14 protein-coding genes are annotated in these 17,064 nt (G+C 31.7%); all 14 read left to right on the top strand.

Annotated elements, in window-relative coordinates; all coding sequences use genetic code 11:
- A partial coding sequence (locus tag VK071_03255) for an ATP-binding cassette domain-containing protein (GenBank protein ID HLR34329.1) occupies positions 1 to 648 on the top strand: 648 nt, incomplete at its 5' end.
- Entirely contained in the window at positions 635 to 1,747 is a 1,113-nt protein-coding gene (locus VK071_03250) for an ABC transporter permease (GenBank protein ID HLR34328.1), read from the top strand. The genes VK071_03255 and VK071_03250, both read left to right, overlap by 14 nt.
- Before the next feature lie 28 nt (positions 1,748 to 1,775).
- Positions 1,776 to 2,669, top strand: coding sequence for an ABC transporter permease (locus VK071_03245; GenBank protein HLR34327.1), 894 nt, complete (start codon positions 1,776 to 1,778; stop codon positions 2,667 to 2,669).
- A 297-nt stretch (positions 2,670 to 2,966) separates the two neighbouring features.
- A complete protein-coding gene (gene rpoN, locus VK071_03240) occupies positions 2,967 to 4,346 on the top strand; it encodes an RNA polymerase factor sigma-54 (protein ID HLR34326.1) in 1,380 nt (459 codons plus the stop codon).
- 215 nt (positions 4,347 to 4,561) lie between these two features.
- Positions 4,562 to 5,593, top strand: a complete 1,032-nt coding sequence (locus tag VK071_03235; GenBank protein ID HLR34325.1) for a sugar-binding domain-containing protein — start codon at positions 4,562 to 4,564, stop codon at positions 5,591 to 5,593.
- A gap of 61 nt (positions 5,594 to 5,654) precedes the next feature.
- Entirely contained in the window at positions 5,655 to 6,659 is a 1,005-nt protein-coding gene (gene gap, locus VK071_03230) for a type I glyceraldehyde-3-phosphate dehydrogenase (GenBank protein ID HLR34324.1), read from the top strand.
- Positions 6,660 to 6,731: 72 nt separating this feature from the next.
- A complete protein-coding gene (locus VK071_03225; GenBank protein ID HLR34323.1) occupies positions 6,732 to 7,922 on the top strand; it encodes a phosphoglycerate kinase in 1,191 nt (396 codons plus the stop codon).
- Between the two features lie 13 nt (positions 7,923 to 7,935).
- Complete coding sequence (gene tpiA / locus VK071_03220; protein ID HLR34322.1) at positions 7,936 to 8,682, top strand: triose-phosphate isomerase; 747 nt, start codon at positions 7,936 to 7,938, stop codon at positions 8,680 to 8,682.
- 15 nt (positions 8,683 to 8,697) lie between these two features.
- On the top strand, positions 8,698 to 10,236 hold the full coding sequence (gene gpmI, locus VK071_03215) for a 2,3-bisphosphoglycerate-independent phosphoglycerate mutase (protein ID HLR34321.1): 1,539 nt from the start codon (positions 8,698 to 8,700) through the stop codon (positions 10,234 to 10,236).
- A gap of 4 nt (positions 10,237 to 10,240) precedes the next feature.
- The gene (eno, locus tag VK071_03210) at positions 10,241 to 11,533 is read left to right on the top strand and encodes a phosphopyruvate hydratase (protein HLR34320.1); all 1,293 of its coding nucleotides are present in this window, start codon (positions 10,241 to 10,243) and stop codon (positions 11,531 to 11,533) included.
- Positions 11,534 to 11,652: 119 nt separating this feature from the next.
- Complete coding sequence (gene secG, locus VK071_03205; protein HLR34319.1) at positions 11,653 to 11,880, top strand: preprotein translocase subunit SecG; 228 nt, start codon at positions 11,653 to 11,655, stop codon at positions 11,878 to 11,880.
- 21 nt (positions 11,881 to 11,901) lie between these two features.
- Positions 11,902 to 13,902 carry a sodium-translocating pyrophosphatase gene (locus VK071_03200; protein ID HLR34318.1) on the top strand — a complete coding sequence of 667 codons (2,001 nt, stop codon included), beginning with the start codon at positions 11,902 to 11,904 and terminating at the stop codon, positions 13,900 to 13,902.
- A gap of 457 nt (positions 13,903 to 14,359) precedes the next feature.
- Entirely contained in the window at positions 14,360 to 16,477 is a 2,118-nt protein-coding gene (gene rnr / locus VK071_03195) for a ribonuclease R (GenBank protein ID HLR34317.1), read from the top strand.
- 229 nt (positions 16,478 to 16,706) lie between these two features.
- Positions 16,707 to 17,064 (top strand): SsrA-binding protein SmpB (smpB, locus tag VK071_03190; GenBank protein ID HLR34316.1); only part of this gene is annotated, 358 nt, incomplete at its 3' end.

The raw sequence follows: 17,064 nt of genomic DNA, 5'->3' as shown, positions 1-17,064 counted from the left end.
GGAAATGGTCAATCTGAACTCATAGAAGGTATAACAGGATTAAGAGAAATTGAGGAAGGAAAGGTTATATTAAATGGTAAGGAAATAACAAATCTAAATCCAAAAGAAATAATTGAAAGTGGTCTAAGTAATATTCCAGAGGATAGGCAGGATAGAGGATTAGTATTAGATTTTAGTGTAGCCGAAAATATGATATTGGAGAATTATTATAAAAAACCTTTTTCAGAAAAAGGAAAATTAAATCATAAAGAGATTAATAACTATGCAAAAAAACTAATTGATAGTTTTGATGTTAGACCAAAAGAAGAAAGTATGCTAGCTAAATCTCTATCTGGAGGCAATCAACAAAAAGTAATAGTTGCCAGAGAAATTTCTAATGATCCAGATGTTTTAGTAGCGGCTCAACCCACTAGAGGACTTGATGTTGGAGCCATTGAGTTTGTTCATAAGTATTTAGTTGAACAAAGGGATAAAGGTAAGGCTGTTTTACTTGTGTCTTTTGAATTAGATGAAATACTCAATCTTTCCGATAGGATAGCTGTAATTTATAATGGTAAAATTGTAAAAATATTAGATAGAAAAGATGCGGATGAAAACAAATTAGGATATCTAATGGCTGGAGGAGGTGCAGATAGTGAAGCAAAATAGACTAAAATTTACCCTTATATCTATACTTATAGGTTTATTAGTAGGGGCTATAATATTGTTAATTACAGGTTTTAATCCTATAGAAGCTTATAGTATTATGATAAAAGGTATATTTGGAAATCCAAGATACGTAGTTTGGGCTATAATACGTTCTACTCCATTAATACTTACGGGTATATCTGTAGCCTTCGCTTTTAGAACAGGTTTATTTAATATTGGGGCAGAAGGTCAATTTATAGTAGGGACAATAGCAGCAGCGTTAGTAGGATATTTTTGGAAGTTACCTCCTATAATCCACGTTATAGTTGCTATAGCAGCAGGGGTTTTAGCTGCAGCAATATGGGGTGGAATAGCAGGACTTCTTAAATCTAAATTTGGAATTAATGAGGTTATTTCAACAATAATGTTAAACTGGATAGCTTTTTATTCTAATAACTTCTTTGTTCTTTGGGATAAGTTTAAAAGACCTAATAAAGATGCATCTCAAAGAATACTAGAAACAGCAAATATTCAGATATTAGCAAAATGGAAAACTACAGAAGCCGGTAAAGCATGGATTGTTAACAATGAGTTTTTAGGTGATATATTAAAAACACCTTTTAACTGGGGAATTGTAATAGCTATAGCCGTTGCTTTTTTAATTAAATATATTATTGAAAATACTACTTCAGGTTATGAATTAAGAGCGGTAGGTCATAATAAAAATGCTGCCGAATATGGTGGTATAGATGTAAATAAGAATATGGTTAAATCAATGATGATAGCGGGAGGTATATCTGGATTAGCAGGAGCTTTACATGTATTAGGAGTCTCCCATGAAATTGCAATATTAGCTGCAATGGAAGGTTATGGATTTGATGGTATAGCAGTTTCTTTAATAGCTGGAAATAATCCTATAAGTTGTATTTTTGCTGGTTTATTATTTGGTTCTTTAAAATATGGAGGTCAGAAGATACAACCTGCAATGGGTGCACCATCTGAAGTAATAGATATTATGATTGGTTCAATAGTATTCTTCATAGCCATACCAAAATTGATAGAAATATTTAGAGCAAGGAAAACGAGAAAGAGAGGTGGAGAAGTTGAAGCTTCTGAGTAGTCTAGGTATTATTATTAATATTAGTTTAATGTATGCTGCGCCTCTAATATTCACATCATTAGGAGGGGTAATGTCTGAAAATGCAGGAGTCGTCAATATTGGATTGGAAGGTATGATGACTATGGGTGCCTTTGTTGGAGCAACAGTAGGATATTTTACAAAGAATCCTTGGTTAGCTTTTTTAGCGGCAGGGCTGGCAGGAGGAATTATGGCACTTCTTCATGCTATTGCTTCTGTGTCTTTAGCGGCTGATCAGGTAATATCTGGAGTAGCTATTAATTTCTTAGGGCCAGGATTAGCATTATTTTTAAGTAGAATATTCTTTGACGGAGCCACACACACTTTACCTATAGATTTAAATCATAAGATGCCTAGGCCTCTTAATGGGGTATTTGCTAAAGGTTCATTTTTAGACGCTTTATTTAATCATTATGCAACAGTTTATTTAGCCTTTTTATTGGCGTTAATTGTGTGGTTTGTACTATATAAAACTAAGATTGGATTGAGAATTAGAGCAGTAGGAGAACATCCAAGGGCAGCAGATACACTTGGTGTAAATGTTTTTAAAGTAAAGTATTTGGGCGTTATTATATCAGGAATTTTTGCAGGATTTGGTGGAGCTGCTATGAGTTTGGCTATAGTTTCTAATTTTAGAGCTTCATTAGTAGCTGGACAAGGGTTTATCGCCTTAGCAGCAATGATATTTGGGAAATGGACTCCCCAAGGCTCCTTGGCAGCATGTATATTTTTTGGATTTGCTCAAGGATTAGTAGTATATTTAGGAGGAACCAATATTCCAGTTTCATCTCAAATATTGGCTATGATTCCGTATATAATAACTATATTGGTTCTTATGGGATTTGTTGGAGGAGTGTCTGGTCCATCGGCTAATGGTATTCCATATGAAAAACAAGAAGGATAGTCAAATGAAAAAAGGTGAATTTCACCTTTTTTTATTTTGTATTTTCCCTATTTAAAAATGCAGCAATAGAATATATTCCAAATCCAACTGCTAATAATGCTGGTACAAGTATGATGAGAATAGTTAACATAGCATTAGTCATATGAACCCTTCATGAGCATGGAAGCTTTCTGATTCTCTATTCTACTTTAGTATACCATATTTTATTTTGTATTGTTTCTTTAATTTTGGTATAATATATGTTAAGGATTAGTATAATTTATTAGATAGTAAAACCTTTTACAGGGAGTGGACTTTATGGAACTAGGTTATAATTTAACTCTTAAACAAGAGCAAAAATTAAGAATGACACCGGAACTGAGACAAGCTATAGAACTGTTACAGTTTACTAGTTTAGAATTAGATGAGTATTTAGAGGATCAGATAGAAAAAAATCCACTGTTAGAAATGGAAGAATTAAAGGATAATCAGGAAAATGTGGAAGAACAATCAAAAGAAAATGAAGAAATAGATTGGGAAGAAGTTATAGAAAACTATGATGATATAAGTTATAAACCACAAAATGAAAAAGATGAGAAAGAATATACGTATGAAAATTTTGTAAGTTATTCCCCTTCTCTTAAGGAACATTTGTTAGTTCAAATAAAGTTAATATTCACGGATGAAAAAGATATTGAAATTGGTGAGATACTCGTTGATTATGTTGATGAAAATGGTTATTTTAAAGGGGAAATGGGGGAAATTGGACAAGAATTTAACCTAGAAGAGGAAGATATAGAAAATGTTTTAAATAGGATACAAACTCTTGATCCAGTAGGTGTTGGAGCTAGAGATTTAAAAGAATGTTTAATTATTCAATTAAAAGAGAAAAAGATAAAAAAGCCTAGTATATATAAAGTTATAGAAAATCACTTAGAAGATATAGCTAAAAATAGATTACAAAACATATCAAAAAAACTAGATATAGAATTAAAAGAGGTACAAGAAATTTGTGACTTAATTAAAACTTTAGAACCAAAGCCTGGAAGAGGGTATTCAGAAGAAGAAAAAGATGTTAAGTATATTACTCCTGACATAATTTTAAGAGAAATAGATGGAGAGTATGTTATTTTATTAAATGATATAACGGCTCCTAGACTCAATATAAATAAATATTATAAAAAATTAATTACTAAATCTAAAGATGCTAATACAGCGGAATATCTAAAAGAAAAATTAAACTCAGCCATGTGGATAATAAAAAGTATTGAACAAAGAAGGATGACTATATATAATGTTGTAAAATCTATACTAAAACATCAAGAGGAATTTTTTAAAAAGGGTGAAAAAGCATTAAAGCCTTTAACTTTAAAGGAAGTAGCAAAGGATATAAATGTCCATGAATCTACAGTTAGTAGAGCAGTCAATGGAAAGTATATGCAAGCTCCTAATGGTCTATTCGAATTAAAATATTTTTTTTCTAGTGGTGTTTCTAGTAATAAAGGTAGTGTTTCTGCTATAAGTATTAAAGCTATTATCAAAGATTTAATAGAAAAAGAAGATGTAAAAAAGCCATTAAGTGATCAAAAAATTACAGATATCTTAAAAGGAAAAGGCATTTCAATTTCTAGAAGAACTGTAGCTAAATATAGGGATGAATTAAATATCCCATCTTCTACACTGCGAAAGAGATATTAGACAGCCTAATATATACATTAGGTTGTTTTTTATTTAAAATGCCTTGATAAAAAAGTAAATTTAATTTATAATGGAAATGTAGGTAGATAAGGTTATATTTTTTGGGTACTGTGGGCCAAAAATGACACATCGGGACTTCATAGGCCCCATTATTAAAAATTGGTTATAATTTATAGGTAATTTGACACAATAAGAGTTAAAGGCTCAACTAAGGGGTGTATGTTTTGATAGACATAATTGAATTAGAAAAAAAGATAGTACCAGAAATATTAGACATTATGGAAAAGAGATATGACATTCTCCGAGGTATAAATTATAATCAACCTATTGGAAGAAGAACTTTAGCAAATAATTTAAATATGGGAGAAAGAACTGTTAGAACAGAAGTTAATATTTTAAAAGAACAAGGGCTTTTAAGTATAGAACCTATGGGTATGTATGTAACACAAGAAGGGAAGAATCTTTTAGAAGACCTAACAGAAGTAATCCATAAAGTAAAAGGCTTAAGTGAATTAGAAAGAAAAATGGAGAAATTACTAGAAGTAGAAAATGTATTAATTGTACCTGGCAATAGTGATGAGAATGATTTAATTTTAAAAGATATTGGCAAAACAGCTGCTCTTTACTTAAAGAAAATTATTAAGGATAACTATATAATTGGAATTACTGGTGGAAGTACAATGGCACAGGTAGCAGATGAAATGCCAAAGATAAAATCAAAGGATAATGTTTTAGTTCTTCCAGCTAGAGGTGGTTTAGGCAAGGATGTTGAAACTCAGGCCAATAGTATAGCAGCTAAATTGGCTAAAAAATTAGATGGAAATTATAGATTACTACATGCACCTGATAGCATAGAAAAAGAGACTTTAGAAGTTTTATTAAAATTAGAAGATGTAAAGGAAACCCTAGAGTTAATAAGAAAAATGGATATATTGGTTTTTGGTATAGGTAGAGCAGATGTAATGGCAGAAAGAAGAAAATTATCCAATGAAAGCATTAATTGCATAATGGATAAAGGTGCTGTGTCAGAAGCTTTTGGCCATTATTTTGATACAGAAGGTAAACAAGTTTGGGAATCTATGACAGTAGGTATATCATTAGAAGATTTTAAAAAGACTAAACATGTCATAGGTGTTGCAGGAGGGGAAGCTAAATCAGATGCAATTTTATCCGTTACAGCTTTTAGAAAGAACATGACTATAGTTACTGATGAAGGTGCAGCCCTTAAAATTTTAAATAATGTTTAAAATGCTACATTATTGTAGCTTAATATATTTAGAAATTAAAAAAGTATAAGGAGGATATATTATGGCAATGAAAGTTGGTATTAATGGTTTAGGTAGAATAGGAAGAGATGTTTTTAGAATCATCATGGAAGGGGATTTTGATGATATCGAATTAGTATCTGTAAATGCATCTGGAGATATTAATACTTTAGCACATTTATTAAAATATGATAGTCTTTATGGCAAATTTAATGGGGAATTAGAAGCAGTAGAAGATGGATTTATAGTAAATGGCAAAAAAATCAAAAGAACTGAAAATAGAAATCCAGAAGAAATTCCATGGAAAGACTTAGGAGTAGAATTAGTAATAGATTCTACAGGGGCTTTTAGAGACAAAGAAGGCTTATCAAAACATATTAAAGCAGGAGCTAAAAAGGTTATTGTTACTGCACCAGCTAAAAAAGAAGATATTACAATAGTTATGGGAGTCAATGATGAAGATTATGATCCAGAAAACCATAATATTATATCCAATGCATCCTGTACAACTAACTGCTTAGCGCCAGTTGCTAAAGTAGTGTTAGACAAATTTGGTATAAACAAAGGACTTATGACAACTGTACACGCTTATACAAATGATCAACAAATATTAGATAAAAGACATAAAGATTTAAGAAGAGCTAGAGCGGCTGCAGAATCAATTATTCCAACTACTACAGGAGCTGCAAGAGCAGTTGCATTAGTTTTACCTGAATTAGAAGGAAAATTAAATGGATTTGCAATGAGAGTTCCAACTCCAACAGTTTCAATAGTAGACTTAACATTCGAAGTTGAAAAACCAGTTACAGTAGAAGAAGTTAATAAAGCATTTAAAGAAGCTAGCGAAGGAAAAATGAAAGGAATACTTGGGTATTCAGAAGAACCATTAGTATCTATTGACTATAGAAAAGATCCACGTTCATCAATTGTTGATGGTTTATCTACTATGGTTATTGATAATATGGTTAAAGTAGTATCTTGGTATGATAACGAATGGGGATATTCTTGTAGAGTAGTAGACTTAGTTAGATATATTGCTAATAAATAATAATTTAAAACCGGTCTTGTTATGTCAGGACCGGTTTTAATCCAATATTATTAACAAAGAGGTGGTAATATGATAGATAAAAAATCTATAGAAGATTTAAATTTAAATGGGAAAAAAGTATTAGTTAGATGTGATTTTAATGTTCCAATGGATGAAGATAGAAATATAACTGATGATAGAAGAATTAGAAGTTCTTTGCCAACTATTGAACATATTTTAAAAAACAATGGTAAGGCAATTCTTATGTCTCATTTGGGAAGACCTAAGGGAGAAGCAAAACCTGAATTTTCATTGGAACCAATAGCTAAAAGACTGTCAGAGTTATTAGGGAAGGAAATAGTTTTTGCACAAGATAACAATGTAATTAGCGAAAAGGTAGAAAGTATTGTAAATGCTATGGAAGATGGGGAGGTAGTATTATTAGAAAATACTAGATTTAGAAAAGAAGAGAAGGAAAATGATGAAGAATTTGCTAAAAAATTGGCGTCTTTAGGTGAGTTATACATAAATGATGCTTTCGGAACTTCTCATAGATCCCATGCTTCAAATGTAGGAGTATCTAAATTTTTACCATCTGCAGTAGGATTTTTAGTACAGAAAGAAATTGAAGTAATGGGTAAAGCTTTAGATAATCCAGATAGACCTTTCTTAGCTATATTAGGAGGAGCAAAAGTTTCCGACAAAATAGGAGTAATAGAAAATTTAATAAATAAAGTTGATAGTATAATAATAGGTGGTGGAATGTCCTACACCTTCTTAAAGGCAAAAGGTTTAGAAGTTGGAGAATCCATACTTGAAGCGGATAAAGTAAATTTAGCTAGAGAATTAATGAAAAAAGCAGAAGAAAAAGGAGTAGAGTTATTATTACCATTAGATATAGTTGTTGCAAAAGAATTTAAAAATGATACTAAATTTAAGACTGTTAAAAGTGATGAAATACCTGTAGATATGATGGGAATGGATATTGGAGAAGAAACTATTAAATTATTCTCAGACGCAATAAGAAAAAGTAAAACTATTGTATGGAACGGGCCTGTAGGAGTGTTTGAAATGGCAAACTTTAAAGAAGGAACAGATGCAATAGCTAAAGCCATGGCTGAAACAGATGGTATAACTATAGTTGGTGGTGGAGATAGTGCATCAGCAGTTGAAAAAGCAGGTTTCCAAGATAAAATGACTCATATATCTACTGGAGGAGGAGCTTCTTTAGAATTTTTGGAAGGAAAGGCTCTACCAGGTATAGCGGCTATTAGTAATAAGTAAGGAGGATTTTTTAATGAGAACACCTATGATTGCTGGAAATTGGAAGATGAATAAAACGTTAGACGAAGCTTTAGAATTGGTTAAAGATATAAAGAATGAAGAAAGAGACAAAGATGTAGAAGCTGTACTTTGTATACCTTATGTAAACTTAACTGAAGTAAAAAAGCTTATAGAAGACACAGATATAAAATTAGGGGCACAGAATGTCCATTGGGAAGATAGCGGTGCTTATACTGGAGAAATATCTCCACTAATGCTTAAAAATATAGGAGTGGAATATGTAATAATAGGTCACTCTGAAAGAAGACAATATTTTAATGAAACAGATGAAATAGTAAATAAGAAGGTAAAAGCAGTATTAAATCATGGATTAAAACCGATATTATGTGTAGGTGAAACTCTAGCAGAAAGGGAAAAGGGAATAGAAGAAGATATAGTAGGAGAACAAATAAAAAATGCTTTAGAAGGAATAAGTGAAGAAGATGCTTCAAATATAGTTATTGCTTATGAACCTATTTGGGCAATAGGCACAGGAAAAACTGCTTCCAGTAAAGATGCCAATACTATGTTAGGGTTTATACGTAATATTCTTGGGGATATATACAATAAAGACTTAAAAAATAATATTAGAATATTATACGGTGGTAGTGTTAAACCAGCTAATATAAAGGAATTAATGGCAGAAGATGAAATCGATGGTGCCTTAGTTGGCGGTGCTAGTTTAAAAAAGGATGATTTTTTAAGTCTTATCAATTATTAAATGGAGGCAAAAATTATGGTAAAAAAACCGGTAATGCTTATGATACTTGATGGATGGGGCGTGGGAAAAAATTATAAAGGTAATACTATTTCCTTAGCAGATACGCCAAACTATGATAAAATTTTAAAAACTTATCCAAATACCCAATTGAAAGCAAGTGGAATGGCAGTAGGACTTCCTGAAGGCCAAATGGGAAATTCTGAGGTAGGCCATTTAAACATTGGTGCTGGAAGAGTTATTTATCAAGATTTTACTAGAATAAATAAATCCATTGAAGATAAAGACTTTTTTGAAAATAAGGCTATTTTGAAAACTATAGAAAATGCTAAAGAAAAAAATACTAGTATTCATGTTATAGGATTAGTTTCTCCAGGTGGAGTCCATAGTCATGAAGAACATTTATATGCTTTACTTGAAATGTTTAAAAAGCATGGTTTAAATAAAGTTTATATACATGCATTTTTAGACGGAAGAGATGTATCACCTACCAGTGGTATAAAATCCTTAGAAAAACTTGAAGAAAAAGCAGAAGAGATAGGAGTAGGAAAGATAGCAACGGTATCTGGAAGATATTATGCTATGGACAGGGATAAAAGATGGGATAGAACTAAAAAAGCCTATGATGCTATGACTATAGGGGTGGGTAATGAAGAAAGCTCAGCCGTGGATGCAGTGGCCAAATCTTATAAAGAAAAAGTAACAGATGAGTTTGTAGTCCCTACGGTAATAAAGGAAAATAATAAACCTGTAGCTACTGTAGAAAATAATGATTCTATAATATTTTTTAATTTTAGACCAGATAGAGCAAGACAAATAACTAGGGCTTTTGTAGATGAAGATTTTGAAGGTTTTTCGAGAGAGAAAAAAGTAAACACAGTCTTTATGACTATGACCCAATATGATGATACTATAGAAAATGTAACTATAGCATTTAAACCGGTATTTGCAAAAAATACTTTAGGTGAATATTTAAGTGGATTAGGATATAATCAATTAAGAATTGCAGAAACTGAAAAATATGCCCATGTTACTTTCTTCTTTAATGGAGGAATAGAAAAACCTTATGAAAATGAAGACAGAGTTCTTATTCCTTCGCCAAAGGTAGCGACTTACGATTTAAAACCAGAAATGAGTGCTTATGATGTAAAAGAAGAAGTAATAAAAAGACTAGAAATGGATAAATATGATTTAATAATATTAAACTTTGCAAATCCAGATATGGTAGGCCATACTGGGGATATTGATGCGGCTGTAAAAGCGGTAGAAACAGTAGATGAATGTTTAGGTGAAATAGTAGATGAAGTTTTAAAAAGAGATGGAAAAATGTTTATTACTGCAGACCATGGAAATGCAGAAGAACTAATAGATGAAGAAGATGGCAGTCCAATTACTGCCCATACTACAAATAAAGTACCCTGTATAATATTAGGTGAAGGAAATGTTAAGTTAAAAAAGGGGATTTTAGCTGATATATCTCCAACCCTTCTTCATATGTTAAATTTAGATGTGCCAAAAGAAATGACTGGAAAATCACTTATTTTAAGGGAGGAATAAAACTATGAGTATGATTATTGATATATTTGGTAGAGAAGTGTTAGATTCAAGAGGGAACCCAACAGTAGAAGTAGAAGTTTGGACAGAATTAGATGGACATGGAAGGGCTTTAGTTCCTTCAGGAGCATCTACTGGAGCTCACGAGGCAGTGGAATTAAGAGATGGGGATAAAAGTAGATATTTAGGTAAAGGTGTAGTAAATGCAGTGAATAATGTAAATGAAATTATTGCACCAGAAATAATAGGAATGGATGTTCTTGATCAATTAGCTATAGATAGGACTTTAATTGAATTAGATGGTACAGACAATAAAGGAAAACTAGGAGCCAATGCAATACTTGGAGTATCTTTAGCAGTGGCAAGAGCTGCAGCTGATGAATTAGGACTTACAGTATTTGAATATATCGGTGGAGTAAATGGAAAAACTCTTCCTGTACCAATGATGAATATATTGAATGGTGGAGATCATGCTGATAATAATGTAGATATTCAAGAGTTTATGGTAATGCCTATTGGAGCAAAAAGCTTTAAAGAGGGATTAAGAATGGGAGCAGAAATATTCCATAACTTAAGATCAGTTCTTAAATCTAAAGACTTAAACACAGCAGTAGGAGATGAAGGTGGTTTTGCCCCTAATTTAAAAAGTAATGAAGAAGCATTGGCAACTATTGTTGAAGCAATTGAAAAAGCAGGCTATGTGCCTGGTAAAGATATATACTTAGCATTAGACGTTGCGGCTACTGAATTATATGATGAAGAAAACAAAGTGTATAAATTAGAAGGAGAAGGGAAAGAATTAACAGTAGAGGAAATGGTAGATTACTATGAGGAAATAGTAGAAAAATATCCAATTATATCAATAGAAGACGGTTTAGCTGAAGATGATTGGGAAGGGTGGAAACTATTAACTGATAGATTAGGTGAGAAGATACAGTTAGTTGGAGATGACCTATTTGTTACTAATACTGAAAGATTAGCAAAAGGAATAGATATGGAAATATCTAATTCTGTATTGGTTAAGCTTAATCAAATTGGAACATTAACAGAAACTTTAGATACTATAGAAATGGCAAAAGAACATGGTTATACAGCGGTGGTATCTCATAGGTCTGGTGAAACTGAAGATACAACAATAGCTGATTTAGTAGTAGCAACAAATGCTGGCCAAATTAAAACTGGTGCACCTTCTAGGACAGATAGGGTAGCAAAATATAATCAATTATTAAGAATAGAAGAGTTCTTAGGTGAAATGGGACAATATAAAGGAATTGAAGTTTTCTACAATATCAAAAAATAGTTCAAGGACCCTCTTTCTTGGGTCCTTAACTATTGCTTTTATATACTTGCTATGATAAAATGGTTATGTTTATAGGGGAGATAAAATAATCTTTATTAATAAGCATTGGAGGTGGCAGCTTGAAGACCTTATTTAATGTAGTTATAATAGCATCAAGTCTATTTTTAATAATATCTATAGTACTTCAACCTAGTAATCCAGAGGGAATGGGTTCTATAACTGGTGGAACAGCAGATGTATGGGGAAAAAACAAAGATAGAAGTATAGGGGGAACATTACAAAGATTAACGGCTATTTCAGCAGCTGTCTTTATGATATCTGCTTTAGTATTAGCAGCTATGCAATGATAAAAGGAGGAAAAAAGGAAAATGGAAACAGCATTTATAATTTCAATTATAACAGGTATTGTAGCTTTATTATTTGCAGTTAGTAAAGCAAAAACTATTGAAAAAGTTGCGCCTGGTACTGATAGGATGAGGGAAATTGCATCCTACATAGAAGAAGGATCTATGGCGTTTTTAAGTAGGGAATATAAATCATTAGCTATATTCGTTATAGCCCTGTTTATAATCTTAATATTTACTATTGGCATTGGAACTGCAGTTAGTTTTATAGTAGGGGCTATATTTTCTGTATTAGCAGGATATTTTGGTATGAAAGTAGCTACAAAGGCAAATGTTAGGACTGCAAATGCAGCAAAAGAAAAAGGAATGAATAGTGCATTAAATGTTGCTTTTTCTGGTGGAGCAGTAATGGGTATGTCTGTAGTAGGCTTAGGGATACTTGGTATAGGAGTATTATATACAATTTATCCAGATCCAGAAATTATAACAGGATTTGCTTTGGGAGCATCATCTATTGCATTATTTGCCCGCGTAGGTGGAGGAATTTATACAAAAGCAGCTGACGTAGGGGCAGATTTAGTTGGTAAAGTAGAAGCAGGAATACCAGAAGACGATCCAAGAAACCCAGCAGTAATAGCTGATAATGTTGGAGATAATGTTGGAGACGTAGCAGGAATGGGTGCAGATTTATTCGAATCTTATGTAGGAGCAATTATTTCAGCATTTACTTTAGGTTTAGCAGCTTATGGGGAATCTGGAGTATACTTTGCAATATCTCTTGCATCAGCTGGTATTATAGCATCTATAATAGGTGTATTTTTTGTTAGAGGAGATAAGGATCCACAAAAGTCATTAAATACAGGAACTTTAGTAAGTTCTCTTATTACAATAGTAGCAGCTTTCTTTTTAAGTAAATCTATTATTGGTGAATTACGACCTTTTGTAGCAATAGTAGCTGGATTAGTAGTAGGGTTGGTAATTGCAAAAATTACTGAATACTATACTTCAGCAGATTATGATCCAGTAAAGAGAATAGCTAAAGAATCTGAAACAGGAGCTTCAACAAATATTATTGGAGGATTGTCTGTAGGTATGAAATCTACAGGTGGACCAATAATTGTTATAGCAATTGGAATATTAGTAGCATTTTTTGCAGCAGGTGGGGCGGAAAATGTAACTTATGGACTTTATGGTATTTCATTAGCGGCAGTTGGTATGTTATCAACAGCGGGAATGACTATTGCAGTAGATGCTTATGGACCAATTGCTGACAATGCTGGTGGAATTGCAGAAATGTGTGATTTACCAGAAAATGTAAGAGATATTACTGATAAACTTGATGCTGTAGGAAATACAACTGCAGCTGTTGGAAAAGGATTTGCTATAGGATCCGCTGCATTAACAGCATTAGCACTATTTGCATCTTATACACAAGCAGTTAAACTAAGTTCTATAAATTTAACGGATCCGAAAGTTATTTCAGGTATGTTTATTGGTGGCATGCTTCCATTTATATTTTCGGCTATAACTATGGATGCAGTTGGTAAGGCAGCATTTAGTATGATTGAAGAAGTAAGAAGACAGTTTAAAACTATACCGGGTATTATGGAAGGTAAAGCTACTCCTGAATATAATACTTGTGTTGATATAAGTACTCAAGCCGCACTGAAGGAAATGATTATACCAGGAGTTCTTGCAGTAGTAGTACCAATAGTTGTAGGATTAATATTAGGACCTGAAGCTTTAGGTGGACTAATTGGTGGAGCATTAGTTACGGGTGTTTTAATGGCTATATTTATGGCTAATGCTGGAGGAGCTTGGGATAATGCTAAGAAGTATGTAGAAGATGGAAACCATGGTGGAAAAGGTAGTGAAGCTCACAAGGCAGCAGTTGTTGGAGATACAGTTGGAGATCCATTTAAAGACACTTCTGGTCCATCATTAAATATATTAATAAAATTGATGACTATAGTTTCTTTAGTATTTGCACAATTATTTGTTCAATATGGGGGAAAATTATTTTAGGATGTAAGTTCATGTTTTCTTAAGACTTTTAAAGAATAAATAATAAAAGATAAAGGCAAATAAAATTAAACTGAATTTTATATGGATAAAGTAAACCACCCATTTTACGGGTGGTTTTAATTATAGAAAATATATAGTAAAAGGGTTTAGTGATTAATTGGTTTTTAGTGGCTATTAAATAAAGCAAATTTAAATATGATATAATTGGAATTAGCACTTGCTGGATAAATATCATATATACATATTGATGTACTGATACGGCATTCTTTAAGAAAAGGAAAAGCCATTAATCAAAACTTTAGTAAAAATGTTACTGAAATTTGTCATTATATAATTGTAATTGGGGAAAATAGATGTAATAAGAAAAATTATAGGATTAAATAACTTATGTTTTTTATAAAAAACTTTTTATAATTATACATAACTATAAAGTAAGTAAGATAATGGAGGTTAGAAAATGGGTATTAAAAAGAACATTGTAGAGTTTATGGATGAAAAGCTTTACAAACCAATGCTTAGGTCAGAATTAGCAGAGGCTTTTGGTATTGAAAAGAAAGAATATAAGACTTTTTATCAAGTGTTAGAAACTATGGAAAAGGAAGGCACTATTATAAGGACTAGAAGCGATAGATACGGTTTGCCCTATAAAATGAATTTAGTTGTAGGTGTATTGCAGGGGAATGAAAAAGGTTATGGATTTATAGTGCCAGAAGATAAGACAATAGAAGATATATATATTTCAGCTGAAAATATGAATAATGCTCTTCATGGAGATAAGGTTATAGCAAGAATTATTAAATTGGGGAAAGTAGGTAGAAAAGAAGAGGGAGAGATCATTAGAATATTAAATAGAGCTAATGAAACGGTAGTAGGTACTTTTGAATATAATAAAAGTTTTGGTTTTGTAGTTCCTGATGACAATAGAATTAGTATGGATATATTTATTCCTAAATCAGCTATGATGGGGGCAAAAACTAACCAAAAAGTAGTGGTAAGAGTTGAAAAATGGCCAGAAAAAAGAAGAAGTCCAGAAGGAAAAGTTGTTGAAATATTAGGGTACTTTGATGAAAAAGGTACAGATGTCCTTTCAGTAATAAGACAATATGAATTGCCTGAAGAATTTCCTAAAAAAGTTGTAAATCATGCCCTATCAATAGAACAGAAAGTATCTGAAGAAGAAATTAAAAATAGATCGGATTTAAGAGAAGAATATATATTTACTATTGATGGACCAGATGCAAAAGACCTTGATGATGGAGTATCTATTGAAAAATTGGAAAATGGCAACTATTTACTTGGGGTTCATATAGCAGATGTATCTCATTATGTTAAAGAAGAACAGATTATAGATAAAGAAGCTTATAAAAGAGGAAATAGTGTTTATTTTGTAGATAGAGTAATTCCTATGCTACCTAGGGAGCTATCTAATGGAATATGTAGCTTGAATCCAGGAGAAAATAGGTTGGCAATGACTGTGTCTATGGAGATAGATAAAACAGGTGAAGTGGTACAACATAAAATACTAGAAAGTGTTATAAATAGTAAAGCTCGCCTAGTATACGATGATATATCGGATTTGCTAGAGGGTAAAAATGATAAAATTGAAAATGAAAATCCTAAATTATATAATGATTTAAAGCTTATGGAGGAATTATGTAAAATACTTTATGAAAAAAGAGAAGAAAGAGGAAGCCTAGATTTTGATTTCCCAGAGGCTAGAATAATATTAGATAACGAAGGAAAACCAATAGATATAGTAAAAGAAGATAGAGGAATAGCAAATAAAATAATAGAAGAATTTATGCTTGTAACCAATGAAACTGTAGCAGAATATTTATATTGGAGTCAATCTCCTTGCCTATATAGAATCCATGAGGAGCCAGATATAGAGAAAATTAAAGAGTTTAGTAAGTTTGTCCACAATTTTGGTTATAGCTTAAAAGGCAGACAGGAAGTACACCCTAAAAAATTACAAGAATTAATGAATGAAGTAAAAGGAAATAAAGAAGAGGTTATTATAAGTACATTATTGCTAAGATCTCTAAAAAAAGCTAGATATAGTGAAGAACAAGATATACATTTTGGTTTAGCATCAAAGTTTTATTGTCATTTCACTGCCCCTATAAGGCGATACTCTGATTTACAAGTTCATAGAATTGTAAAAAGTTTTATTAATAATAAAATGACAAAAAAGAGGAAAAGTCATATAGAGCAAATATTGCCAGAGGTTGCAGAACAAACTTCTACTATGGAAAGGGTTGCAGAAGAAGTAGAAAGAGAAGTAGAAGATTTGAAAAAGGCTCAATATATGATGGAAAGAATAGGTGAGGTTTATGAGGGAATGGTATCCTCCCTAACCCATTTTGGCATGTTTATTCAGTTAGATAATACTGTAGAAGGATTAGTCCATTTTAGTAATATGGTAGACGATTATTATTATTTTGATGAAGATAATTATTATATAATAGGTGAAGGCACTAAGAAAATTTATAGAATTGGAGATATGGTAAAGATAAAAGTAATAAATGCAGATTTATTAAAAAGAACTATTGATTTTATGCTCGTAGAGGATTAAAAAATAGTGTTGATATGATTGATAGTATTAGTGGTATGAAGGAATATAAAAAATAAAAAACTAAGGATAGGTTAAAGGACGGCTAGTAAGAGATAATTTTTCAGAGGTCGTGTCACATATGTTTGACTTCTCTAGAAGTAAATATAGATAAAGCTGAAAGATACTTGACTCTTATTAAAATATCTGCTACAATATAGGATGCACTAAAAATGACAGTGTGGTGATTCCTATGGAAAAGAAGAATGTAAAAGTAGTTGCAAGGAACAGAAAAGCGAGACATGAATATTTTGTTGAAGAAACTATTGAAGCAGGTATGGTGTTAAAGGGTACAGAAGTAAAGTCTATAAGAAATGGAAGATGTAATATAAAGGATGGTTATGGCATTGTAGAAAATGGGGAAGTATACGTATATAATATGCATATAAGTCCTTATAAACAAGGTAATATACAAAATGTAGATCCACTTAGGAAGAGGAAGCTTTTACTAAATAGAAGAGAAATAAATAGACTAACAGGGCTCATAACACAGAAAGGTTATACGTTTATTCCTATTTCAGTATATATAAAGAATGGTCTAGTGAAAGTTG

It is taken from the genome of Tissierellales bacterium, from assembly GCA_035301805.1.
In the GTDB taxonomy this organism is placed as follows: Bacteria; Bacillota; Clostridia; order Tissierellales; family DATGTQ01; genus DATGTQ01.
The sequence above is the reverse complement of the archived record's forward strand: the minus strand, read 5'-3'. Positions and strand labels throughout refer to the sequence as shown.